Annotated in this window: 20 protein-coding genes; 2 read left to right on the top strand and 18 right to left on the bottom strand. The window is 38.7% G+C overall.

The window, feature by feature from the left end:
- Positions 1–166 precede the first annotated feature (166 nt).
- The 10 genes from AC5YDH_RS05050 to AC5YDH_RS05005 all read right to left on the bottom strand — a co-directional run bounded on the left by AC5YDH_RS05050 (position 167) and on the right by AC5YDH_RS05005 (position 14,131).
- A complete protein-coding gene (locus tag AC5YDH_RS05050) occupies positions 167–1,588 on the bottom strand; it encodes an FAD-dependent oxidoreductase (RefSeq protein ID WP_496117330.1) in 1,422 nt (473 codons plus the stop codon).
- A gap of 71 nt (positions 1,589–1,659) precedes the next feature.
- Entirely contained in the window at positions 1,660–6,135 is a 4,476-nt protein-coding gene (gltB, locus tag AC5YDH_RS05045) for a glutamate synthase large subunit (protein ID WP_496117329.1), read from the bottom strand.
- 476 nt (positions 6,136–6,611) lie between these two features.
- Positions 6,612–7,415: a hypothetical protein gene (locus AC5YDH_RS05040; RefSeq protein WP_496117328.1), complete on the bottom strand. Its 804-nt coding sequence runs from the start codon at positions 7,413–7,415 to the stop codon at positions 6,612–6,614.
- 9 nt (positions 7,416–7,424) lie between these two features.
- The gene (gene aroB, locus AC5YDH_RS05035; RefSeq protein ID WP_496117327.1) at positions 7,425–8,510 is read right to left on the bottom strand and encodes a 3-dehydroquinate synthase; all 1,086 of its coding nucleotides are present in this window, start codon (positions 8,508–8,510) and stop codon (positions 7,425–7,427) included.
- A gap of 20 nt (positions 8,511–8,530) precedes the next feature.
- Entirely contained in the window at positions 8,531–9,073 is a 543-nt protein-coding gene (aroK, locus tag AC5YDH_RS05030; protein ID WP_496117326.1) for a shikimate kinase AroK, read from the bottom strand.
- A gap of 37 nt (positions 9,074–9,110) precedes the next feature.
- Positions 9,111–11,192: a type IV pilus secretin PilQ gene (locus AC5YDH_RS05025; RefSeq protein WP_496117325.1), complete on the bottom strand. Its 2,082-nt coding sequence runs from the start codon at positions 11,190–11,192 to the stop codon at positions 9,111–9,113.
- Positions 11,193–11,206: 14 nt separating this feature from the next.
- On the bottom strand, positions 11,207–11,734 hold the full coding sequence (locus AC5YDH_RS05020; RefSeq protein ID WP_496117324.1) for a pilus assembly protein PilP: 528 nt from the start codon (positions 11,732–11,734) through the stop codon (positions 11,207–11,209).
- A complete protein-coding gene (locus tag AC5YDH_RS05015; RefSeq protein WP_496117323.1) occupies positions 11,734–12,417 on the bottom strand; it encodes a type IV pilus inner membrane component PilO in 684 nt (227 codons plus the stop codon). The genes AC5YDH_RS05020 and AC5YDH_RS05015 overlap by 1 nt, the downstream gene beginning before the upstream one ends.
- Entirely contained in the window at positions 12,414–13,073 is a 660-nt protein-coding gene (locus AC5YDH_RS05010; protein WP_496117322.1) for a PilN domain-containing protein, read from the bottom strand. Before AC5YDH_RS05010 ends, AC5YDH_RS05015 begins: the two co-directional genes overlap by 4 nt.
- Entirely contained in the window at positions 13,073–14,131 is a 1,059-nt protein-coding gene (locus AC5YDH_RS05005) for a pilus assembly protein PilM (RefSeq protein ID WP_496117320.1), read from the bottom strand. The genes AC5YDH_RS05010 and AC5YDH_RS05005 overlap by 1 nt, the downstream gene beginning before the upstream one ends.
- A gap of 166 nt (positions 14,132–14,297) precedes the next feature.
- On the opposite strand from AC5YDH_RS05005, the gene ponA reads away from it, so the two are divergent.
- A complete protein-coding gene (gene ponA, locus AC5YDH_RS05000) occupies positions 14,298–16,808 on the top strand; it encodes a penicillin-binding protein PBP1a (RefSeq protein ID WP_496117318.1) in 2,511 nt (836 codons plus the stop codon).
- A gap of 70 nt (positions 16,809–16,878) precedes the next feature.
- On the opposite strand, the gene AC5YDH_RS04995 is transcribed toward ponA, so the two are convergent.
- From AC5YDH_RS04995 to rsmH, 7 genes are all read right to left on the bottom strand, one after another.
- Entirely contained in the window at positions 16,879–17,682 is an 804-nt protein-coding gene (locus tag AC5YDH_RS04995; RefSeq protein ID WP_496117317.1) for a putative RNA methyltransferase, read from the bottom strand.
- Between the two features lie 65 nt (positions 17,683–17,747).
- On the bottom strand, positions 17,748–18,866 hold the full coding sequence (mraY, locus tag AC5YDH_RS04990) for a phospho-N-acetylmuramoyl-pentapeptide-transferase (RefSeq protein WP_496117315.1): 1,119 nt from the start codon (positions 18,864–18,866) through the stop codon (positions 17,748–17,750).
- Complete coding sequence (locus tag AC5YDH_RS04985) at positions 18,866–20,275, bottom strand: UDP-N-acetylmuramoyl-tripeptide--D-alanyl-D-alanine ligase (RefSeq protein WP_496117313.1); 1,410 nt, start codon at positions 20,273–20,275, stop codon at positions 18,866–18,868. The genes mraY and AC5YDH_RS04985 overlap by 1 nt, the downstream gene beginning before the upstream one ends.
- 8 nt (positions 20,276–20,283) lie before the next feature.
- Entirely contained in the window at positions 20,284–21,780 is a 1,497-nt protein-coding gene (locus tag AC5YDH_RS04980; protein ID WP_496117311.1) for a UDP-N-acetylmuramoyl-L-alanyl-D-glutamate--2,6-diaminopimelate ligase, read from the bottom strand.
- A gap of 11 nt (positions 21,781–21,791) precedes the next feature.
- Positions 21,792–23,615, bottom strand: a complete 1,824-nt coding sequence (gene ftsI / locus AC5YDH_RS04975; RefSeq protein ID WP_496117310.1) for a penicillin-binding protein PBP3 — start codon at positions 23,613–23,615, stop codon at positions 21,792–21,794.
- Between the two features lie 12 nt (positions 23,616–23,627).
- Positions 23,628–23,960 carry a cell division protein FtsL gene (gene ftsL, locus AC5YDH_RS04970; RefSeq protein ID WP_496117308.1) on the bottom strand — a complete coding sequence of 111 codons (333 nt, stop codon included), beginning with the start codon at positions 23,958–23,960 and terminating at the stop codon, positions 23,628–23,630.
- The gene (gene rsmH / locus AC5YDH_RS04965) at positions 23,960–24,883 is read right to left on the bottom strand and encodes a 16S rRNA (cytosine(1402)-N(4))-methyltransferase RsmH (RefSeq protein WP_496117306.1); all 924 of its coding nucleotides are present in this window, start codon (positions 24,881–24,883) and stop codon (positions 23,960–23,962) included. The genes ftsL and rsmH overlap by 1 nt, the downstream gene beginning before the upstream one ends.
- 231 nt (positions 24,884–25,114) lie before the next feature.
- Here rsmH and AC5YDH_RS04960 point away from each other — a divergent pair, with 231 nt between their 5' ends.
- Complete coding sequence (locus tag AC5YDH_RS04960) at positions 25,115–25,819, top strand: glycosyltransferase (RefSeq protein ID WP_496117304.1); 705 nt, start codon at positions 25,115–25,117, stop codon at positions 25,817–25,819.
- A gap of 24 nt (positions 25,820–25,843) precedes the next feature.
- On the opposite strand, the gene AC5YDH_RS04955 is transcribed toward AC5YDH_RS04960, so the two are convergent.
- Entirely contained in the window at positions 25,844–26,860 is a 1,017-nt protein-coding gene (locus tag AC5YDH_RS04955) for a sulfate ABC transporter substrate-binding protein (protein ID WP_496117303.1), read from the bottom strand.
- Positions 26,861–26,875 lie beyond the last annotated feature (15 nt).

The raw sequence follows: 26,875 nt of genomic DNA, 5'->3' as shown, positions 1-26,875 counted from the left end.
TCGTTATATTTATGATATTCATTCGATTCTAACTCGATTCTTTATCTTTATTGTGTATTTTCTTTACTTAAAATTAAACATAAATTTCAAACAAACTTTATAAATAAAAAACCCGCCGAAGCGAGTTTTTATCATACAAAGATAAGATATTTAAGTACTTAACAGATTACACATCTAAATAATCAAGAATACCTTCTGCTGCTTGGCGACCTTCATGAATTGCTGTTACAACCAAATCCGAACCACGTACCATATCTCCGCCCGCAAAAATTTTCGGGTTAGATGTTTGGAATTTAAATTCTTGTTGTTCAGGAGCAACTACACGACCTGAACCATCTAGATTGATATTTACACCACCAAACCAATCCGCAGGACTTGTACGGAAACCAAATGCAAGTAACACAGCATCGGCAGGTAAAATTTCTTCAGAGCCTGGAATTGGCTCAGGACTACGACGACCACGACTATCAGGCTCACCCAATTGCGTTGTTACCACTTTAACGCCTGTTACTTTGCCGTTCTCACCCACAATTTCAATTGGCTGACGGTTAAAAGCAAAGTTCACCCCTTCTTCACGTGCATTTTTTACTTCACGACGTGAACCTGGCATGTTCTCTTCATCACGACGATAAGCACATGTTACAGATTCAGCACCTTGACGAATTGAAGTACGGTTGCAGTCCATTGCAGTGTCACCACCGCCAAGAACAATGACCTTTTTACCTTCAACTGAAATATATTCTGAAGGATCTTTTTCCCAACCTTGCGTACGGTTTACATTGGCAATTAAGAAATCAAGTGCATCTACAACACCATCCAAATCTTCCCCTGCGAAACCACCTTTCATATATGTGTATGTTCCCATACCCATAAAGACAGCATCGTATTCTGCAAGAAGCTGATCGATGGTGATATCTGTACCAATTTCAACATTTAGACGAAACTCTACGCCCATGCCTGAGAAAATTTCACGGCGGCGTTTCATCACGTCTTTTTCCATTTTAAATTCTGGAATACCAAACGTTAAAAGACCACCAATTTCAGGGCGCTTGTCGAATACAACAGGTTTTACACCGTTACGTACAAGAATATCTGCACAACCTAAACCTGCAGGACCTGCACCAATAATCGCAACTTTTTTGTCTGTCCATTTCACATGAGACATGTCTGGACGCCAGCCTAGTGCAAAAGCTGTATCATTGATATATTTTTCAGCATTACCAATAGTCACTGCACCAAAACCATCGTTTAAGGTACACGCACCTTCGCATAAACGGTCTTGTGGACATACACGACCACATACTTCAGGCAAGGTATTGGTTTGATGACACAATTCTGCTGCTTGGAAAATGCGACCTTCTGCAATTAGTTTTAGCCAGTTTGGAATGTAGTTATGTACTGGACATTTCCACTCACAATATGGATTACCACAACCTAAACAACGATGCGTTTGGTTTGCAGCAACTTCTGCTGTAAATGGTTTGTAAATTTCCACAAATTCTGCTTTGCGGATATTTAGATCTTTTTTCTCTGGATCTTGGCGTGCTACATCCAGGAATTGAAAGTCATTGTTTAGGCGCTCTGCCATGTCTCTCTCCGTGGGTAGATGTAACGGCTTTTTTACCGCTACATCTGCCTATCTTTCAGCAAGTAGTGGAATTATTGTGGATCTGCTTGAGTTGTTTTTAACAAAGTCTGCAAGTTTGCAGCTTTTGGTTTCACTAGCCAGAATTTACGGCTGTAGAAATCAAACTCATGGCGGATCTTGTACGCCCAAGCACTACCTGTTTCTTTAATATGTTCATCTAAAATGCGTAGTAAGAATGATTGATGTTCTTCCATCGCTTCAGTTGAAATACGATTTAACTCGATTAGTTCGTGGTTATAATGGTCAACGAAGTCATTATCTAAATCAAGTACATAAGCAAAACCACCAGTCATGCCTGCACCAAAGTTATGACCTACCTTGCCTAATACAGTCACAATACCGCCAGTCATATATTCACAGCAGTGATCGCCTGCACCTTCAATGACAGCAAAAGCACCTGAGTTACGAACTGCGAAACGCTCACCTGCTGTACCTGCTGCAAACAACTTACCACTTGTTGCACCGTATAAACATGTATTACCAATAATTGCTGTTTCTTGGCTTTGGAATGGTGAACCTTTTGGTGGGAAGATAGAAATACGACCACCTGCCATACCTTTACCTACATAGTCATTTGCATCGCCTTCTAAGCTAATATGCAAACCACCAGCATTCCAAACACCTAAAGACTGACCTGCTGTGCCTGTCAAATTCACTTTAACAGGATGTGCTTCCATACTTAGGTTGCCGTAGCGACGTGCAATTTCACCCGATAAACGCGCACCAATAGAGCGGTCACAGTTACCAATCGTGAAGTGGTATTCACCACCCGTTCCAGCTTCAATTGCAGGAAGAATTTCTGCAACCATTTTTTCAGCGAGTAAGCCTTTATCAAATGGCGCATTTCCTTCAACTTGGCAATATTGCGCTTTGCCTTCAGCAGCAGGATGCGACTGAAGCAATGGACTTAAATCAAGGTGACCATGCTTATCTGTTTCACCTGGTAAAACTTCAAGTAAGTCTGTACGACCAATTAAGTCTTTTAAACTTGAAACACCTAAAGCCGCTAACCATTCACGTGTTTCTTCTGCAATAAATGTGAAGAAGTTAATCAACATTTCAGGTTCACCAATATAGTGTTCCTGACGTAAATGATCTTGTTGAGTTGCAACACCCGTTGCACAGTTATTTAAGTGGCAAATACGTAGGTATTTACAACCTAAAGCAATCATTGGTGTAGAACCAAAGCCAAAGCTTTCTGCACCTAAAATGGCTGCTTTCACAACATCTAGACCTGTTTTCAAACCACCATCAGTTTGTACGCGTACTTTGCCACGTAAATCGTTTACACGAAGTGCTTGATGCGCTTCAGATAAACCGAGTTCCCATGGAGAACCTGCATGATGAATTGAAGAAAGTGGAGAAGCCGCTGTACCACCGTCATAACCTGAAATGGTAATGAAATCGGCATAGGCTTTTGCAACGCCCGCTGCAATCGTACCGACACCCGGCTCAGAAACAAGCTTAACGGACACCATCGCCTGTGGGTTAACTTGTTTTAAGTCGAAAATTAATTGAGATAAATCTTCAATTGAATAAATGTCATGATGCGGAGGAGGAGAAATAAGCGTCACACCTGGCACAGAGTAGCGTAAACGAGCAATTAAGCCATTCACTTTACCACCCGGCAACTGACCACCTTCACCTGGTTTTGCACCTTGAGCCACTTTAATTTGAAGTACTTCTGCAGATGTTAAGTATGCAGGAGTTACACCAAAACGACCTGACGCAATTTGTTTGATTTTCGAGTTACGAATTGTGCCGTAACGTGAAGGGTCTTCACCGCCCTCACCCGAGTTTGAACGACCACCAATGGTGTTCATTGCAATCGCAATTGCTTCATGTGCTTCAGGAGATAATGCACCTAAAGACATGCCTGCTGAGTCAAAACGAGGAAGAATTTCTTTTACAGATTCAACTTCATCTAAAGCAATTGAGTTTTCTGTTTTAAGCTTAAATAAATCACGAATTGTGGCAATTGGACGTGTATTTACAAGCTCGGCATATTCTTTAAAGTCTGCATAGTTACCCGAACGAACAGCTTTATGTAAAGCGTTGATCACATCTGGGTTAAATGCGTGATATTCCTTATCGAATACAAACTTAAGTAAACCGCCTTGTTCAATTGGTTTACGTGCTTTCCACGCCAAATCTGCCAATTTTTTCAAATCATTTTCAAGGTCAACAAATGTTGCACCTTTAATACGACTTGGTACACCCGTGAAGCATTTCGCTACCACTTCATCAGATAAGCCAACTGCTTCAAATAACTGACCACCACGGTAAGATGCGACAGTTGAAATACCCATTTTCGAAAGAACTTTTAATAAGCCTTTTTCAATGCCTTTGCGGAAGTTTGCTTGAGCATGAATTGGATCTCCCAATAACTCACCTTTTGCAATTAAATCATTAATTACATCATAAGCAAGATATGGATAAATCGCGGTTGCGCCAAAACCTAAAATAACTGCAAACTGATGAGCATCACGCGCTAATCCTGTCTCAACAATAATGTTAGCATCTGTACGTAAACCCGCATTCATCAAGAAGTGGTGAATTGCACCTGTTGCCATAATCGCATTTGCAGGTAAGAAACCTTCACGGATTTTCTTATCTGAAATAACAAGCAAGGTTTTGCCATCACGAATTGCTTGGGCTGCTTCTTCACAAATACGTGAAATTGCAGCTTCAAGACCTTCTGCTTCAGCATAGTTCAAATCGATATCTGCAATTTCATAACCTTTACGACCACAAGTACGAATTTGATGCATTTTCGAATTTGAAAGTACAGGGCTTGAAATAATTAAGCGATCTGCATGTTCTGGACTTTGTTCAAATACATTTTGCTCACGACCAAAGCACGTTTCCAATGACATAACAATGGATTCACGTAATGGATCAATTGGTGGATTTGTCACCTGAGCAAACTGCTGACGGAAGTAATCTGAAACATGACGAACTTGACGAGACAATACAGCCATTGGCGTATCATCACCCATTGAACCTACTGCTTCTTGACCACTTTCAGCAATTGGACGTAATAATTGATCACGCTCTTCAAATGTCACCATGAACATTTTTTGAGATGCTTTTAGATCATCACCTTTTAAGCCTTGATCACATAAGTATTCTTCTAGCTCAGGGCTACCTTGAATACGAACAGAATTTTCACGTAACCATTCACGATAAGGACGCATGCGTTTCAAGTGATTACTTACGTCTTTCGTATCAAGCATCTTACCGGTGAAAGTATCAATTACAAGAATTTGACCCGGCCCCACACGACCTTTAGAAACCACATCTTCAGGCTCATAACCCCAAACACCAATTTCTGATGCAAGTGTAATGTAACCATTTTTGGTAATCACCCAACGCGCAGGACGTAAGCCATTACGATCAAGCATACAAATCGCATGACGACCATCTTGAATGACTAAACCTGCTGGACCATCCCAAGCTTCCATGTGCTTAGAGTTGAACTCATAAAATGCACGCAAATCTGCATCTAAGGTTTCAACATTTTGCCATGCAGGTGGTACCAACATACGAAGTGCACGGAATAAATCCATACCACCGCTTACCAAAATCTCAAGCATGTTATCCATACTTGATGAGTCTGAACCTGTGCGGTTAACAATAGGATTTAAGTCTGTTAAACCTGGTAAAAACTCATTTTCAAATTTAGGTGTACGCGCCACAGCCCAGTTACGGTTGGCTGTAATGGTATTGATTTCACCATTGTGTGCCAAATAACGGAAAGGTTGTGCCAATGGCCAACGTGGTAAGGTATTTGTAGAAAAACGCTGATGGAATACTACAATGTGTGATGCTAGACGTTCATCAGCTAGGTCTGTATAGAAGTCTGCAATATATGCAGGCATCATCAAGCCTTTATATGTAATCACTGTTGAACATAAAGTCGTTACATAAAAGTAAGGATCGTTTGTTAATTGCTGTTCTGCACGACGACGTGCCATAAACAATTTACGGTTAAATTCTACTTCTGTAACGCCCATTGGGCAGTTCACAATAATCTGTTCAAATGCAGGCAAAGACTGCATTGCAATAGAACCCAAAGCATCGTTATTGGTTGGAACTACACGCCAACCTAGAACTTTACATCCTTCAGCTTCAATTTCTTTGCTTAGAATTTTTTTAGAATGTGCAGCTAATGCAGGATCTAGATTTAGAAAAATAGTCCCCGCAGCAAAGACTTCACTTAATGTTACATCACTAATTTTTTTTGCTTCTTCGCGGAAGAATGCTTTCGGCATAGCCAAAAGAAGACCACAACCATCCCCAGTTTTGCCATCTGCGGCAATACCACCACGGTGGGTCATACAACTTAAACTATGAATTGCGGTCTTGACTAAATCATGGCTTGCATCACCCTTCATATGGGCAATTAAACCGAAACCACAGTTATCTTTAAACTCATCCGGTTGGTATAAACCTTGAGCGGGAGCTACAGTATTAGGCGATGGCATGTGCATAGCGTACCCTTCTTTTCAGCATACTCTTTCGAGTACTAAAATAAATCTAATTTCTTTGCGATTAGTCTGACTCACTAATATCAATGAATATTCACAAAACTTGTTCTATTTACAATTGAACTATTAGCTAAGTTATAGCGCATCGTAAGGCGATGAAGAACAAATCTATGCTGTTTATGCACTTAAATTACGTAAGAAAATTTAACAAAACCGCACAATAATTGAATATTTTTGCGCCAAAATAGTGACGTTTCTTCTATTCATGCACCAATAAAGCAAAAACAATGCCAACTGTTTATTGAATGTTTGAAACATTTATTTTGAAAGGGCTGTTATAAAAAAATATAGGGAACCGAGTTTACTTGTGAAAATAATGCACTATTCATGTGCGTTATTGAAATAATAACTAAAGTGATTGCGCTATTTTAGGACGGTCTTGTGACCCATTTTCACTCACTTTATCTTTTTTATTATTCTGACGACACTGCTGGCGTAACAGGAACTTCTGTATGCGTCTTTTGAACATCTACAATGTTTCCATTTCCATCCCGACGAGTCACTGTTGTGGATGTTGTTGCAGAATCTGGGATTTGATTTTCACTGATGGTGTTCTGTTTAACGACTGGTACTACAACTTTAGGAAGAGCAGCAGGTAACAATCTAACTTCATATAACTTTCCAGTAACACCTAGATCATCTGAGCCAAGATCATTGACCAAACCTGCATATTCAGAAAATGTATGAATACTTGGTTTAACTGAAGCAGGAAGGTTTATTGTCAATTGTGTTAAATCAGCTTTCGCAGCATTTGAACTATCGTAGTTACCATAAAGTACGACATATTGTTCTTGCTGATTTTCACCACTTAAACGAATATAAGTAAACTGTGAACGATCTTTTTGCTTTTGAATAAAACCCTTAACAACACTTTCGTCTCTTGCTCGAAATAATTCAATGGTCGAGTTTTTAGCATGATCTGCAATAAACTTAGTACCTCGAAATTCTGCTTCATGATTACCTGATGCTGTTAACCGCGTGGTGATTTCTAAAGGTTTTACTTCCTCTAAAAGCGCACCTAAATGTGCTGTTGCTGCAACTTTTTCAGGCTGAATTTGAATTTCAACCTCTGTCTCAGGCTCTTTTACAATTTCAACATAATCTTCTTCTTTGTCTGAAACAGCCCAAAAAACCAAAGCAAAAAATAAGCACAACACACCGCACGTAAGCCAAATTGAACTTTGAATACGTTCCCAATATGTACGGAGTGTTGCCATAAAAATACCCTATGAAGTTTCTTGATTGGCTAAAATTGATTGTTTCATCAATTCTACATCAAACTCTTTTGTAATAACTGCATGACCTAATTGCTTCATCAATACAAGACGGAGCTGACCGTTCAGCACCTTCTTATCATGTGACATAAATCCAAGAAAATCATCCAAGGGGATTTTAGGGCAAATAATAGGTAATTGTGCACGAGAAATGATGTTTTTTGTACGCTCTAAATCTGCTTCACTAACCCATCCCATTCTATAAGACAAATCTGCCGCCATGACCATCCCGGTTGCTACAGCTTCCCCATGTAACCACTCGCCATAACCCAAGTATGATTCAATCGCATGACCAAAAGTATGACCTAAATTTAATAATGCACGTTCACCTTGTTCTTTTTCGTCATTTGCAACAATACGTGCTTTATGTGCACAAGAACGATAAACCGCTTCAGCAAGTAATACTTCATCACCCGCAACTAGACCATCAATATGCTCTTCAAGCCAAGCTAAAAACTCAATATCACCCAAAAGCGCATATTTAATAACTTCGGCTAAACCTGCTGAAAGTTCACGTGGTGGCAATGTTTTTAATTGAGACATATCTGCAAGCACCACTTGGGGCTGCTGAAATGCACCAATCATATTTTTGCCTAAAGGATGATTAATTCCTGTTTTACCGCCAACACTAGAATCGACTTGAGAAAGTAATGTTGTAGGAACTTGAATGAAATAAACACCGCGCTGAAAACTTGCAGATGCAAATCCTGCCATATCTCCAATCACGCCCCCACCCAAAGCAAGAACAGTACAATCTCGATTGAAACCAACCTTTAACAAAGCATCAAAAATTAATGTTAAATGTTCAATATTTTTATACTTTTCACCATCAGGTAAAATACAAGTTTCAACTGTTTTACCCAAGGCTTCAATTGCACATACATAGCGGTCTAAATACAAAGGCGCAACTGTTGTATTGGTCACAATCATTACTTGGCGACCTTTAATATAAGGCTCAAGTAATGTTTGTGGATTCAAATCACTACCAATAAAAATTGGGTAACGGCGATCGCCGAGTTCAACATGTAGAGTTTGCATGAAATAGACCGCTTAACAACTTAAAGTAATTCGTTAGAAACAACTAAATTCAAGATACTATGCGCTAAATCTCGCGCTGCACCTTGGTTTGTTTCAATAATATAATGAGCAACATCTCTATACAAAGGGTCGCGGATAGCCAAAAGATCTCGTAACTTACGTTCAGGATTTTCGACTTGCAGTAGAGGACGATTTTTATCGCGATAAGTCCGTTGAAGCTGAATTTCAACAGGCGTATATAAATAAACAACGATACCACGCTGTTTTAAAAATTTACGATTAGGGGCTTGAGTCACAGCACCACCACCTGTTGCTAAAACAAGGTTTTGTCGATTTGTTAACTCATCAATAACCGTTGTTTCTCGACTTCTGAATCCTATTTCACCTTCTTTTTCAAAGATCCAAGGAATCGTCGCACCTGTTTTTCGCTCAATCTCATGATCGCTATCTAGAAACTCACGACCTAACAACTCTGCGAGGTGTCGTCCAACGGTTGTTTTTCCTGCCCCCATCGGCCCTACCAAATATATATTTGGTAGAGACCCAAACTCTTTGCTTAGCAAGGAGTCACCTTTTAATTTTGTTTAAATTGAAAATATATTAATGATTTCTTGAAACACTGTCATTAACAATTCGTGGTGTAACAAAAATCAATAGCTCAGATTGAAGATTTGATTTGACATTATTCTTAAATAAATTCCCTACAAATGGAATATCACCTAAGAATGGCACTTTTTTATAGGTGTTACTTTTCGCATCATCAAAAATACCACCAAGTACAACCGTTTCGCCATCATCAATCAACACATTGGTTTCAAGTTCATTCTTCTTAATCGCATAGCCTGCTGTAGTTAACTCACCCACAGTATCCTTTTGAATTTTTAAAGACATCTGAACTTTACCGTCAGGGGTAATACTTGGCGTAACTTCCAATTTAAGATTAGCAGCAACAAAGTTTGTTGTTACACCTGTATCAGCACTCCATGTTTGGTATGGAAGCTGATCACCACGGAGAATGTAAGCCTTTTGCTTATCACCTGTCAAAACTTTTGGTGCAGAAAGTACTTCACCATGTCCATCGGCCTGCATTGCCGTTAACTCTAAATTCAGCATGTAATCTGAGATTTTAAGTAAACCAAAATTAAAAGTACCTGATGTTGCTGTTCCTAAATTCACGCCCAAATCAAATTTCGGAGAAAAATCCCCACCCCAAACCGTAGAACCATTTGGTCCATCAGCAAGAGATGGATTATTTCTATCAAGATTCCAATTAATACCCAACTCTCGAGCAAAACTTGTATCTGCAGTTACAATTCTTGCTTCAATCATGACTTGCTTAACGGCTACATCAAGCAAGTCGATCATTTTTTTCACTTTTTGAATAAATTGCTCGGTATCATTCACAATCAGTGTATTGGTTCGTTTATCGACAGAAATAGAACCTCGACTACTCAGAAGACTTTCACCTTTCTCACTTGCTCCACCTGCAGATTTATTTGAGGTGATTAATGAGGCAATATCTTCAACTTTTGCATAATTCAATTGAATATATTCTGTTTGAATTGGTGCTAGTTTAACTTGTTGCTCAAGCATTTTTACTTCTTCAGCATCAGCCTTAGATAACTCTGTTACTGGTGCAATCCAAATCACATTGCCAGTACGGCGTTTATCTAAATTTTTTGCTTTTAAAATAATGTCTAAAGCTTGATCCCACGGCACATCTTTTAAGCGTAATGAGATACTTCCCCCTACACTATCAGCAGCAACCATGTTCATATTGGTAAAGTCTGCTAAAAGTTGAAGAACTCGACGAACCTCAATATCTTGGAAGTCTAAAGAAAGCTTTTGACCTGTATAGCTTGTTGCTGAACGTGGTTTTAAAACATTTTTTTCAGTTGGACGCTTTAACGTAATTGTGAGCTTATTTTCAGCTTGATAAGCCATGTATTCATAGCCACCAGTCGCCTGAATAGTGATTACACCATTTGCTCCATCATTATGTGAATCAATGGTTGATACAGGAGTTGCAAAATCATTCACATTTAAACGACGTGTTAAATTTACTGGGATTTTATTACCAATGGTACGAACAATAATTTTGCTACCATTTTGCTGAACATCAACAGGGGTATCTTTTCCAAGCAAATCAACAATAACTTGCCCATCACCATCCGCACCACGTTGAAAAGAAATATTTGAAACACCTTTTGCAATTTGGTTTCGTATTGGTGCAGGTACAGGTTTAGCAACCGCATTTGCTGAGTTAATTTTTAATATGAATGTATTGCCTTCAACACGTGTTGTGAATGCGCCTGAATTTGCTAAATTTACAGTTAAACGTGAACGCTCAGCATCTGAAGCCACATCTACAGAACTGGCTTCTTTTGATGTAACAGGAATGGTTTTTTGCTGTAGCTTTTGTTGTGTTTTGTCAAAATCTAGAATTAAGCGTGACGGCTGTTCCAACTGATAAGCCGCTGGTTGCGAAGGAATTCCATTAAACATCACACGTATTTCAGTCCCCTGACCAGGTACTTCCATTGGGACAATGTTTGTAATACTTAATTGAGCATTTGCAGCTTGTACTATGGCAAAAGCAACTGCCCCCATAGAAAATTGACGGAACAAGTTGTTCATTGTATGACCATCCCCAAATATAAAATCTTTTATACTATTCTTCATTTTTATTCCTTAACTTATGGCGTAAGCCCAATTAAAATCAGACTTCTTGGACGTTCGACATATCCATCACGACCATCTGGAATAATTTCAATTAAGTCGATTTGTGTGGGTGTAATTTTCACTACACGCCCGTAGCTTGTCCCCATATAGCTACCGACTTGCACACGATCTACTTCCCCATCTGGTGTTTGAATTAATGCAATAATCTGTCCTGCATTATTTTTAAGACTTCCTTTCAGGCTTAAAGATTCAAGCGGATAACTTTCTAACGGTTGTGGTTGACGTGATAAGTTTGGATATACTCGCTTACCAGCCATAAGTTTTAACTCTGCCGCCAAAGAACTCTGTATAAATGGACTACGTAGTTGCAAAGCTGAATAATTAAACACTGGAGCAGGATCAAAATTAGGGGTCGGCTCAATAGGTAACGGTGGCTGACTTCGAATTTCAGCCATTTGTAAGTTAACCTCATCAATTCTAGAATCACAAGCTACAAGTGTTGCTGTAGCAAAGCAAAGAAGCATTAATGTTTTAATCTTCATTATTGTGCTCCTTCTGCATTACCCACATAACGATAAGTCTTGGCTTTTACGTTATATGTAATTTGAGGTATATCTGTTCTCTTTTCTGTATTTGGACCAGCTGTCAGCGTAAAATCATGCAATGTTACAATTCGTGGTAATGCTGCAATACTGCTCGAAAATGCACCAAAAGAATGATAATCACCTACAGCTTCCATAGAAATAGGCTGCTCAATGAAAAATTCTTGTGCAACTTCTGGTTCTAAACGAATATTTCTAAACTTCAGCCCTGAATTTACCCCTGTTACGTTAATGTCTTCAACCAAACCAGGAATTTCAGTTTCTTTCGGAAGTTGCTCTAATTGCTGATTAAAGTTTGCTTCCATTTCTTGTAATTGGCGCTGATACGCTTGTAAGTTTCGAAGCGTGGAATCTTTCGCTCTAAACTCATTTAACAAGTTTTGCTCTTGTGCATTTGCATTAGAAATCTCATCCATCTTAGGTTTTAACAACAACATATAACCTAAGAACATGATCCCCACCAAAACAAAAATCCAAACGGTAACTTTTACCGAAACTGGCCAACCACCATAGTTATTTGCATCCAATGTATTCCACTGTTGCATAAATTTTTGAAAATCAAATTTTTTCTTTTTCGCAACTGGCACTTCTTCAGTCATATCATCAAAGTCATTTATACTCATTGCACGACCTCCGAAGCTGAAACTTCAACAACTTGTTCTTCTACAACTACTGCTGGCTGCTCTGCTGCAACAGCTTGAATAGATGGTTCATCTAAGTCTGCTGTCACCACAAATGTTCCATAACTAGCTTCTGGGCGTGGTACTAAAGATTTTTGACCTTGAGCTGGCTCTGGACCTGCAAGAAATGAATTCATAAACGCATTTCTATACCAAGAGGATGCTTCTAAATTTCTCAAAAACTCAGCTACAGCATTTGGGCTTTCAGCTCTACCTTCAAACGTAAATTTATTCCCTGCTCGTGTAAAACGAGTGATATAAACATTTTCTGGTGTTACACGTACCAATTCATCAATCAAGCGGACTGCAATGGGTCTTTGACTTTGTAAGCCTTGAATTAGCTGCATACGTTCAATAATTTGATTACGCTTTTCTTGCAAACCTTCTAAAGATTTAAGTTGCTGATCTAAATTTTGATTCGTACTAACAATAAGTTGATTAGCTTGCTCTTGATCACTTAATTTTTGGTCATAGAAAAACCATGTAATCCCAACAAGTAATACGCCCAACAATGCAACTACAGCACTTGCAGCAACAAATTGTTTCTTTCTTTTTTCTCTCAGCTCTTCGCGCCAAGGGAGTAAATTAATCTTTGCCATTAATCAAAACTCCTCAATGCTAATCCGCATGCAACTAATAACGATGGCGCATCACTTTCAATTTTTTTAATATCGATTTGTGGTGAAAAACCCATCTGTAAAAATGGATTTGCTGTCGTCACGCGATAACCTAGTTTTTGTTGTAAAACCTTTGCTAAGCCTGGAATATTTGCATTTCCGCCAGCCAACAAAATATGGTCAATTTCATTGAATTGAGAAGATGAGAAAAAGAACTGTAATGAACGAGCTGCCTGTTGAATTACAGCATCTAAAAATGGCTCTAAAACCTCTGTATCGTAATCATCAGGTAAAGTACGCGTTTTTTTCGCTCGCCCTGCCTCTTCATACGACAACCCATAACGGTTTTGAATTTCTTGTGTTAACTGTTTACCGCCAAACACCTGTTCGCGGTTATAAATAATTTTATTATCTTGCAATACAGACAATGTAGTCATGGTGTGACCAATATCTAAAATACCAATCGTATTTGCACCCATTGGTAAAGTATCAGCAAAAACTTTAAATGCATTTTCAATAGCAAAGTTTTCAACATCGGCAATTTTAGGTGTTAAACCAGCTAATTCAATTGCCTCACAACGCATTTCCACATTTTCAACACGTGTCGCAACGAGTAATACATTCACACGATTTGGGTTAGATAAACGATCTGATAAGACTTCAAAATCTAGACTTACTTCATCCAATGGGAATGGAATATATTGCTCTGCATCCATACGAATTTGAACTTCCCGTTCATCACTCGTCATATCCGCATCCATTTCAATGACTTTGGTAATTACCATAGATGTAGGAATTGCGAGCGCAACATTGTCAATTCGAATATTAGAAATACTCAAAGCTTTTTCAATGGCATCGCCAACAGCTTCTGGATTGAGAATATTTTTTTCAACAACACTACCTTCTGGTAATGGTACTAAGGCGTAATTTTCCACCCAATATCGACCATTTTTTACAGAAAGTTCCAGCAATTTAACAGAAGTAGAACTAATATCTACGCCTATTAACCCCTTACTCTGCTTACTATATAGACTGCGCACTATAGTCAATTCCTATTATTTTTCTTCCCCAAAAAAAATAAGCTACTAATCGATGATGTTCTATTATTATTAAGGTATACAATAACTCATCTAACAATCGACATCCTTAAAGGATATACTGACTATCAATTAGTTTGCCATTAGCCCTTATTAAAACTCACTTGTTATGAAAAAGCTATCTTGTTCGGGTCGTGTTCATCCATTTTTTTTGTTAATTACTATCATTTTAGCTGTAATCCCTATGGGATTTTACGGTATGTATCTATATATCGCACCGTCACTACCTGAAATGTCTAGCTTACAAAAAGCTCCACTTCTCAAGCCTTTACAGGTTTTTAGTGCCGATAATGAGTTAATTGCAGAATATGGTGGCAAACTTTCTATTCCAATGGAATATGATCAAATTCCTAAAAAATTTACTTATGCGTTTCTTGCAGCAGAAGACTCATCTTTTTTTGAGCACAGTGGTATTAGTTTCAAGGGCTTAGGGCGAGCCGTTAGTGAGGCTGTTACAGGATCAAATGTACAAACTGGTGGTTCGACCATCACAATGCAAGTGGCAAAAAACTATTACTTAAGCCCAGAAAGAACAATCAAAAGAAAGCTGACCGAAGTCTTCTTAGCAAGAAAAATCGAACAAAATTTAACGAAAGAAGAAATTTTAACGCTCTATGTAAACAAAATTTTTCTAGGTAAAAATGCATACGGCATTGCGGCAGCCGCTAAAATTTATTATGACAAGAGTGTTAATGAGCTTTCAATTGCCGAAATGGCAATGATTGCAGGTTTACCCAAAGCACCCTCTAAATACAACCCTGTTGCCAATCCCGAAAGAGCTCTTGAACGTCGAAATTGGATTTTAGGCCGAATGCTTCAACTTGGTTATATCAATCAACATGAATATCAAGTTGCTACAGCTGAACCGATTAATCTGAATATGCCCGACCGTGGTATCAGCAATCGATTTCCCTATGTTGGAGAATTAGTTCGCTCAGAATTAGTTGAAAAGTTTGGTGAACAAGCAATTGATTCAGGTTATAAAGTTTACACAACTATTGATAGCAAACGTCAGGCTTATGCAGAACAATCCGTTCAAGAAGGTCTAGAAGCATATGACCGTCGTCATGGTTGGCGTGGTGCAGAAGCATACGATAAGCCTCTTAAAAATTTTTCTATATTTGCTAATACTTATCCAGCAAAAGTAATAGCAGTACATAGTTCTAGCTTTGAAGCACTTATGCAAGATGGTAAAACCGTTACTGTAAATTGGGCTGGTATGTCTTGGGCTCGCCCTTATATCAATGCAAATGCAGTGGGGGCAGCACCTACCAAAGCATCACAAATTGTTAAAGTGAATGATATTATCCGCCTCCGACCAAATGAAAATAAAACAGCTTGGTCACTGATTCAAGTTCCGCGTGTACAAGGGCAACTTATTGCACTCAATCCAAACAATGGTGCAATCGAAGCCATAGTCGGTGGATATAACTTCTATCAATCTTCATTTAACCGTGCAATTCAAGGCTGGCGTCAACCGGGTTCTACCATCAAACCTTTCATTTATGCACTCGCATTAGAAAAAGGTATGACACCTTACACCATGGTAGATGACTCTCCTATTACGATTGGTAAATGGACACCTAAGAATTCAGATGGTCGCTATTTAGGGGCTATTCCACTGCGTCGTGCCTTATATTTATCTCGTAATACCGTTTCGGTAAGATTGCTTCAGCAAGTAGGAATTAGTCGCGCACGCCAACTTCTTATGGACTTTGGTTTACAAGAAGACCATATCCCGAGCAACTACACTATTGCTTTAGGTACACCACAAGTATTACCTGTACAAATGGCAACAGGCTATGCAACTTTTGCAAATGGCGGTTATCGCATTCAACCACATTTCATTAATCGCATTGAAGATGCTTATGGAAAAATCATTTATCAAGCAAACCCCGAATATGCATGTATTGAATGCATTAATGAAGATTCAGTAGATTCTGCCGATGTGATTACACCTGACGATGAGGTTATTGCAGCAACTCAAAAAGATAAAGCTATGACCACAACTACTGAAGATAAAACCCAATATCGCCAAGCACAGCGTATTTTAAAATCCAGCTCTGCATTTGATATGGCAAACATCCTACAAGATGTCATTGTTCATGGTACAGGTCGAGCAGCTCTGAGTATTGGTCGTAATGACTTAGGTGGTAAAACAGGAACAACAAACGATGCCAAAGACGCATGGTTTGCTGGATTTAATGGGAAGTTGGTTTCTATTGCATGGGTCGGTTTTGACCAACCAACAACATTAGGACGTCGTGAATATGGTGGTGTTGCAGCTTTACCAATTTGGACAAACTTCATGGCTAAAGCCCTAGAAGGTACACCAGAATCATGGGTTCGTTTAGATAACAAGCATGCAACAACTGTCCATGAAAAACTGGACAAACCTGCAAAACCTATCGACCGCTCTACTCCGCCATTAGCTCGACCTGTATATCGTCCAGCACCTGTAGAAGCACCATCAACTGCTGATCGAGATTTTTCAGATTTACCAGACACCGTGCTTACACCTTCTCAAAAAGCACCACCTCCGATGCAGAATAAATCTGAAGTGAAACCATCTAATCAGAAAAAAGATGCTCTAGAAAATTTGATTGACCAAGTTCAATAATCACTACTCACTCTTTAATAAAAAGCCCTCAAATGAGGGCTTTTTATTTGCAAAATGAAACATGTAATGCTTATTTTTTCTTAAACACATAAATTTGGAATTGCGCTTTTAATTCCAAACTTTCTTTTTGCTCCAATGCCTCACGACGTTCAGCTTTTGCTTTGTAAGCATACGGTGTCATTGCTATTAGATTTTTTAAATCTTGCTGAGGCAACGTAAATGGCGCATCTACCACTACTTCCTCCACAAGCTCAAAGTCACTTGAAAGCTGTTCTACAAACTTATGTGAATCATGCGGTTTTACTTCTTCAAAAAGTGCTTCACGCATTGCATAAAGATGTTCAGTTGCAGGAGTAACCACAAGCAAATAACCATTTACTTTGAGTACACGTAAAATTTCTTCTTTTGGAATTGGGCTAAATAAACTTGTACATAAATCAATAGACTCATCGAGCACTGGCAAAGTTGCACCTGTACCAACAATCCAAGCCACATCTTTATTTAACTTCGCAGCAACTTGTACCGCATTTTTTGCAATATCTACACCTACACATTGCATCACTTCGGCTTGCATCGCATTGGTGTAATAACCTTCGCCACAGCCAATATCAAGCAAGTTTTCAATGCGTAACTCACGTATCTTTTCAACCACTGCTTGTTGTAATGGTGCGTAATAGCCTGCACTTAAAAATGCACGACGCGCTTGAACAGATTCAGGCGTATCACCTGGATTTTTGCTGTGTTTATGCTGTACAACATGCAAATTTACATAGCCTTGTTTTGCCATGTCATAACTATGATTACTCTCACAGCGCCAAGTTCTGTCAGTAAGCTTCAGCGCCTTTCGACATACAGGACACATTAGTAGATTCATCATTTTCTCCAAAAATTTCACAATAAAAAAAGCCGGCAATTGCCGACTTTTTCTATGCAATTTGCTTAACGTAATTTTAAGGTCATTAAGCCCAAAACTACCAGCATAATTGTAATAATCCAGAAGCGAATAACAACTTGTGTTTCACGCCATCCTTTTTTCTCATAATGATGATGTAATGGCGCCATAAGAAATACGCGTTTATTACGCATTCGTAATGAACCAATTTGTAAAAATACAGATATTGCTTCTACCAAAAACACACCTGCCATAATAGCAAATACGATTTCTTGACGAACCATCACCGCAATTGTACCCAACATTGCACCTAAAGATAATGCACCTACATCGCCCATAAAGACTTGTGCAGGATGTGCGTTAAACCATAAAAATGCCAAGCCTGCGCCAATCATTGCCGCACAAATGACAACAAGTTCAGATGTGTATTTCACATAAGGAATATGTAAATAGTTCGCAAAACGAATATCACCAGATAGGTAGGCAAATACACCTAAACCCGCAGCAACAAGAACAATTGGCATGATCGCAAGACCATCTAAACCATCTGTTAAGTTCACTGCATTTGATGCACCGTTAATTACAAAATAAGTAAAGACAATAAAACCAATACCAAGAGGAATCATGGAAAGTGGAATACTAATTTCCTTAAAGAAAGGAATCAGAATATCCAACATATCTGCCGATACATTCGCATCTGGTTGTTGTTTTGCAATCACATATAACGCAATACCAGCACCAATTGAACCGACAGATGTCCAAAAGAATTTCTTTTTCGCAGGTAAGCCAGCATTATCTTTGTAACGAATTTTGATCCAGTCATCCGCCCAACCAACGGCACCAAAAATCACCATTACAGCCAATACAATCCACACATAAGGGTTAGATAAATCTGCCCAAAGTAATGTAGAAATACCAATTGACAGTAAAATCAGTACACCACCCATTGTTGGTGTACCCATTTTTTTCGCATGGTTTTCTGGAGCAAATGAACTTACCGCCTGACCATATTTCAAAGCTTGAAGCTTACGAATCATGATTGGACCAAGTACTAATCCGATAGTAAGAGCAGTCAATACGCTCAACAATGAACGTAAAGTTAAATAACGCACAACTTGGAATGAGCTGTTATAGCCCGCAAGATGTTCAAATAGCCATAACAGCATTAGATTTTCTCCATCAGGTCAGCCATCAAGGTTTCCATGTGGGTATAACGTGACCCTTTAAATAGGAAACTCATGGTCTGAGGTTGATGTGTTTCGATCAAACTTATTAAAAATGGCAAAGCTTGCTCTTGTGTCAAGAATGCCTGTAATTTTTTACCATATTGTGTACTACGCGCGCCTTCTTGTGAAGCAGGTGCAAATTCCCCGACTGCCACCACAAAATTTAAGCCTTTCGTAGACACTAAATCTCGACCCAGCATGTAATGTTGCTGTGCCGCAGTTGCGCCTAATTCACCAATATCACCAATAACCATCACCCTTACGCCTTCTTGCTGTGCTAAAACTTCAGCCGCAGCGCGCATAGAGGTTGGATTTGCATTGTAAGTGTCATCAATGAATAAATGCTTTTTATGCTGAATAAAGTTTAAACGACCTTTTGCGCCAGTCGCCTGTTCTAATCCAAGTACAATATCATCTAAAGCAATGCCAATAGATAATGCAAATGCTGTAGCAGCCGTTGCATTTTGAACATTATGCTCACCAGCAAATGGTAAATTAAGCGTTCTGTTACCTTGTGGCGTATTTAAAGTAAAGCTCGATGATTGCGCATGTAATTCGATGTCGGTGGCAAAAACATCACCACCTAAACCAAAACTTAATGTGTTTTTTGTTTGTACTGCTTTACGAATATCATCTGCAAAATCATCTGCCGCAGGAACAATAGATGTTCCATCTTGAGCAATATGTGCATAAATTTCAGATTTGGCACGGCAAATACCGTCACGTCCACCAAACTCACCTAAATGTGCAGTCCCAATATTAATAATGCCTGCAACATGTGGCTGAACTAAACTTGAAGTGTAATCAATTTCACCTTGATGACTCGCACCCAATTCCATCACTGCATATTGATGTTCAGCACGAAGCTCTAACAACATCATTGGAACGCCTAAATCGTTATTTAAGTTTCCACGCGTAATTAAGGTTGGTGCTAAGCGAGATAAAATACTACCCAGCATTTCTTTAGTTGTGGTTTTACCACTACTACCCGTCAGTGCGATCACTTTTAATTGTGAGTTTTTCGCACGACGATAAGCACCTAAATGACCTAATGCCAAACGTGTATCTGCAACAACTAATTGGCAAATATCTGCATCTATAGGATGACTCACAATTGCTACTTCACAGCCATTATTCGCCACTTGCGCGACAAAGTTATGCGCGTCAAATCGCTCACCTTTTAAAGCTAAAAAAGCATCGCCTTTTTCTGCATCACGCGAGTCTGTTAATACCCGTTTAATTTCCCCTTGAGGTGCTTTGCCATTATGCCAATAACCTTGAGTCGCTTCTTCTAACTGTTTTGCTGTCCATGGCTCTAAAGGCACAGTACTCGTTGTCGATGTATGCATAATCTTTCCTATTGAGCTGGATATGCTGAATCTAAATTATTATGTTGTGCATCAATTGCAGACTGAACTTCAACAACATCATCAAACCAATGACGAACACCATCAATTTCTTGATAGTTTTCGTGTCCTTTACCCGCAATAACCACAATATCGCCATCTTTGGCATTTTTTACTGCAAATTTAATCGCTTCACGGCGGTCATGAATTTCATGAACAATATGTTGATCGAACTGAATTCCTGCTTTCATATCAGCAAAAATTTGTTCAGGATTTTCAGTACGCGGATTATCTGAGGTAATTAAAGCAACATCAGCATGATCAATTGCCGCTTGCGTCATCAGTGGACGCTTACCACGATCACGGTCGCCGCCACAACCAAATACCGCCCAAAGCTGAGCCGATACGTGACGTTTGAGTGTTTGTAATACTTGAATTAAAGCATCAGGAGTATGTGCATAATCGACCACAAATAAACGCTCATCATCACGAATCACTTGCATACGACCTGGGGCACCTTTTAGTTGTGGTGCAGCCGCAATTAAATCTGCCAATGCAAAACCAGCTTGTTCTGCCGAAATTAAACTCGCCACGATATTTTCAACATTAAAATGCCCCAATAACGGACTATTTACGTCAAATGTGCCTTGCGCTGTAACAAGCTGGAAGTTTGCACCACTTAAGCTATATTCAATATTTTGAACTTGATAATTAGCAACTTGCGTTGTTGAGTACGTTAATATTTTTGGCTTAGCAGGATTTGATTTAGCAGCAGCAATCATAATAGATGCATGTTCATCATCAATATTAATAATCGCAACTTTTAAAGATTCAAATTTAAATAAGCGTGATTTCGCTTCAGCATAAGCTTCAAGCGTACCGTGATAATCCAAATGGTCTCGGCTTAAATTGCTATACGCTGCAATTTCAATATCACAACCATTTAAACGACCTTGTTCTAAACCATGTGAGCTTGCTTCAATTGCTGCAAATTCTGCGCCTTGCTGTGCATATTCATGTAATGCAGTTTGTAAATGTACTGCATCTAATGTGGTATGCGATGATGCTTCCAAGTTTGGCAAAATGCCATTCCCTGTTGTACCCATCACTGCACATTTTTTGCCTTGTAACATTAATAATTCAGCGACTAAACGCGAAATGGTTGTTTTACCATTTGTACCAGTTACAGCAATAATACGTGCTAAAGATACGGGTTGCGTTGCAAGTAAATATTGCTTTTCCCACTGTCCCATTAAATGGCGTACATTTGGTACAACAACTGCATTTTCCAAACCAAGATCAGTTTCAGAAACAATAGCTAAAGCACCATTTACTAATGCTTTCTGTGCAAATTCTATGGTTTTTTCAGGCTGTGAAAACGAAGTCAGGGCAATAAATATTTGCCCTGTTGTCACTTTGCGACTATCGAGATTAAAACCCTGAAATTGTTGCGTCATCCATTCAGAGGGTTGGTCTACGCTATATAGTTCTTGAAATGTAATTGACATTCTTCACCTATTTACTGAACTTTGGGAGCATCTAAGGGTTTATCTAAGGGTACGTTCATTAAACGTAAAGATTCTTGCATTACTCGTGCAAAAACTGGGGCAGCAACTAAACCGCCATAATATTGACCTTTAGGATTCTCTACGACCACAATCATTGCCAAACGTGGGTCACTGACAGGCGCAACACCAGCAAATAGTGCGCGATAATCTGACTGAGAATAGCCTTTACGGTCTGCTCTTAACTTATGCGCTGTACCTGTTTTACCTGCTACACGATAGCCTGGAATATCAGCTTGACGTGCTGTACCACCCGGTAAAGTTACAGCTTCCATCATAAGTAAAACTTGATCTGCAATTTTAGGGTCAATCATTTGCTCGCCTTTCGGGAGCTCTTCAAGTTTATATAAACTCAAAGGCATTTTTTTCCCTTTATTTGCAATCATTGCATACGCATCTGCTAACTGTAGAACTGTTGCATTTAAACTATAGCCATAAGCCATCGTTGCAACTTCTGAAACATTCCATTTGCTTTTCGGCAAAATTAAACCCGCACTTTCGCCAGGGAACTTAACCGCAGAACGCTCACCAAAACCAACGCGTTTATAAAATGTAGGCAATGTTGAATATGGCAATGATAGTGCAATTTTTGCCACACCCACGTTAGATGACTTTTGAATAATGCCACCTAAAGTAAGTGGACCATAATTATGCGTATCACGAATAGTATGATTACCTACACGCATAGAACCCGGTGTGGTGTTAATGACTGAATTTGTTGTAAATTTACCGCTTTCCAAAGCCATAGCAACCGTTAATGGTTTCATTGTTGAACCCGGCTCAAAGGAATCTACTGCACCGCGGTTACGCATCGCATCTTTATTACCCAAACCTTTTTTATCGTTTGGATTATAAGATGGCCAACTTGCCATTGCTAAAATTTCACCCGTCTTAATATCAACCGTAATTGCTGTTGCAGAACGTGCATTATTTGCAACACCTGCCGCTGTTAACTCACGGTACATAATATATTGCAGACGTGAATCTATACTGAGGGTAATATTTTCGCCAGCTTCAACTTCTTTAACAATTTCAGGATCTTTGACACGATTGCCACGCTTATCACGTATGGCTTGTTGCTCACCATCCACACCTGCTAAACGTGAGTTCAATTGCATTTCTAAACCTTCAACACCTACACCCTCACTATTGGTCAAACCAATAATTTGTGCATTTGGCTGAGGTTGCGGATAATAGCGTTTATAGTATTTTTCACTGTAAACACCCTGAAAATCACGCTTTAAAATTAAATCTACTTGCTGTGGTGGTACTTCTTTTTTCAATACTAAATAACGTGAACGTGGACGTTCATTCATTTTTTTACGTAATTCAGCACGATCCATTCCAACTGCATCGGCAAGTTCATCTAAATTAAGATTACTATCTGGCAATTGACGTTTCAGTTTTCTATTATCTGGATCTTTTACTAGCTCTGCTGAAATATCTTCATATAATTTCTTAGTTTCAAAGTAGTCACGTGGATCTATCACCACTTTCATAATGGGCGTACTAATCGCAAGTGGCACTCCATGACGATCGTAAATGACCCCACGCATTGCTTTAATAGATTCGGTTCTTAAAATTTTAGCATTAACTTTATTTTGCAAAAAATCATGATTTACAATTTGCACATAAAACGCACGACCAATTAATGCAATGAAGCAGAATAAAACAACGCCCCACATTAAATAAAAGCGCCACATTTCAACACTAACTGCATTTCGACTGGTAATCGACTGTTGTTTTTTACCTGTTTGTCTTTTTCGTGGTTCTACCATTGAAAGCCAGTCCTATTTTTTATTTTCAGTCGAAGTCGGTATCGAAATTACAACAGTTTGCGTTGCAGGTGGAGAATACATACGAAGTTGTGTTACCGCACGTGTTCCAATTTGTGCAGTCGCACCAAAGGTTTGCTGTTCAATCAACAAACGCCCCCACTCTGCATTTAAATCATCACGTTCACGATAAAAAGAACTCAATTCACGATAGTCATGACGATATTGAAATACCTGTAGTACAACCATAATTGCACTTGCCATAACCAATAACAGTAGAACTGCATAAGCAATTCTACGTTTTAGGCGCAAATTTTCGCTTTTTTCTTCAACAACTTCTGTTTTCATTATTCGCCTTTTAAAGCTAACTTTTCTGCAACTCGTAACCATGCACTACGCGAACGAGGATTTGCTTTAACCTCTTCATCACTTGCACGAATACGTGAAATTTTCTTTAATTTACGTGTATCTTTTTGCTTCTGCGGTAAGCCCCACCCTGTATCTTCCGGCAAAGTCGATTCTTGTTGAATAAATTGTTTAATTAAACGATCTTCCAAAGAGTGGAAGCTAATTACAGCTAATCGACCATTTTCTTTTAATACATCAACTGCTTGTGGTAAGAAAACCTCAATATCTTCTAATTCTTTATTAATAGCAATACGTATAGCTTGGAATGTACGGGTTGCAGCATGTTTATTTTTTTCCCATTTTGGGTGAGCAACTTTTACAATTTCAGCAAGTTTTGCTGTTGTGTCGATATAACCTGCATTTTTAATTGCTTTGGCAATACGGCGACTATAGCGTTCTTCACCATATTGATAAATTACATTGGCAAGTGCTTCTTCTTCAATATCTACAAGCCATTGTGCTGCAGTTGGACCTTGTGAATTATCCATACGCATATCAAGAGGACCATCTTTCATAAAACTGAAACCACGTTCCGCCTGATCTAGCTGTGGTGATGACACACCTAAGTCAGCCATAACACCATCAACCTGACCAATATTTCTCTCGTCAAGTTCTTGTTTTAAATCTGCAAAACTGGCATGAATAATTTTAAAACGCGGGTCTTCTTGTTCTAATTCTGCTGCAACAGCTAAAGCTTGAGGGTCTTTGTCAAACGCATAAACTCGTGCATTTTCATCTAATTTTGATAGAAGTAAACGAGTATGCCCACCTCGTCCAAAGGTACCATCAATATAAATACCTGTATTGCGTTCAGCGAGCAAAGCATCAATAGTTTCGTGAAGTAATACAGAAATATGCGACATAGTTATTCAAATGAAAAAGCTAAAAATATAACCTCACATTATTACCTTGTTTTAACAAAGCTCCAAACGACTTTTTGTACTTAATTATTACTTTCAATTGAGAAAACCGTTTCAAAGCCAATTTAAACAAATAATTTAGACAAAATCATCTATAACGCTCCTACATTCCAATCATTTTCTAAATACGATAGTATTTACTCATCATAAAAATAGTGAATAAAAAATAAGACTATGCTCAAAATTGCAGTCGTCACTCCCTATTATAAAGAGTCACTTGAACAACTTAAAAAATGCCATGAAAGTGTTTTAACTCAAGGCTCTAACGTAACTCATTTTTTTATATCTGATGGAGTTCCCAATACTATTCTAGACACTTGGAACTGTGTTCATATTAAATTACCTACATCCCTAAATGATTATGGTGATACACCTCGTGGCATTGGGGCTGCAATTGCTTCTGCACAGCTTTACGATGGTATTTGTTTTTTAGATGCGGATAATTGGTACGAGCCTGAGCATATTCCTAATATCCGCCAAGTTTATAATGAACACAAAGCACCTGTAATCTCAACAGCGCGTAATTTGTATTTAAAAGAAAATGGAACATTTTTAGGTTTATGCCCCGAGTGTGACGGCGTTAAATTTGTCGATACAAGCTGTTATTTTTTCCATCGAGATGCTTTTGATGTGTGCCGTCATTGGCTATTCAAAACAGAAGGTATGGGTATGTTAGATGATCGAATTATTTGGGCTGAAGTATTAAAACAAGATCTCAAACGTGCACACATTCATATTCCTACCGTCAATTACCTAACCGATTTTGCTATACATTATGAGTACTTCGGACTTACCCCTCCAGCTTACTCACGTGTTCTAAATTTAGAAACAATGAAAAGTGAATCTTATGAAGAGTTTATAAAAAAATACCAGCTTTAAAGCTGGTATTTTTCTGTTCATAAATTAGCGTTTTGAGTTGTAAATTTGATCAAAAATCGCACCATTTGCAAAGTGAGTTTTTTGAGCATTTGCCCAACCACCAAATACTTCATTAATCGTAAATGTTTTTAATGCAGGAAATTGCGCTTTATATTTAGCTAAAACTTCTGCATTACGTGGGCGGTAGTAATGCTTAGCTGCCATTTCTTGACCAATTGGAGAATACAAATAGTTAATGTAACCCTTTGCTAACCATTGGTTTCCATCTTTCTCAACTGTTTTATTTACAATTGCTACCGATGGCTCAGTTAAAATTGAAATAGATGGATAAATAATATCAAACTTATTTTTACCCAAGGTCTTTTGTGTAATAAGTGCTTCATTTTCCCAAGTTAAAAGCACATCTCCAATACCGCGCTCCGCAAATGTCGTCATAGATGCGCGAGCTGCAGAATCCATTACTTTTACATTATGGTATAACTTTCCTACAAACTCTTTAGCCTGAGCTTCGTTACCACCTGGTTGTTTCAGCGCATATCCCCAAGCAGATAGATAAACCCAACGAGGTAAACCACCTGTTTTAGGGTTTGGCGTAATAATTTCAACACCTGGTTTTGTTAAATCATTCCAATCTTTAATCCCTTTTGGATTACCTTTTCGAACCATAAATACAATTGTAGATGTATATGGTGCAGAGTTATACGGAAACTCTTTTTGCCAATTTGCCTTGATTTGTCCAGACTTAACAATTTCATCAATATCATTGGCAAGTGCTAAAGTTACAACATCGGCCTTTAAACCATCCACTACAGCACGTGCTTGCTTACCCGAGCCACCATGAGATTGCTTAAAGTCTACAGTTTGACCTGTTCTAGACTTCCAATATGCACCATATGACTGATTAAATTCAGTATAAAATTCACGTGTTGCATCATACGAAACATTTAAAAATTCACGATCTGCAGCTTGAGTCGTTGCAGTTGAAGCTACACCCATCACAATAAGTGCAGCACTAAATAATGCCTTAAATTGAGTTTTCATAAGACCAAAAAGTAT

This window comes from Acinetobacter sp. FY683 (assembly GCF_059515885.1).
Note: the sequence above shows the minus strand (reverse complement) of the source record. Positions and strands in the feature narration are given on the sequence as shown.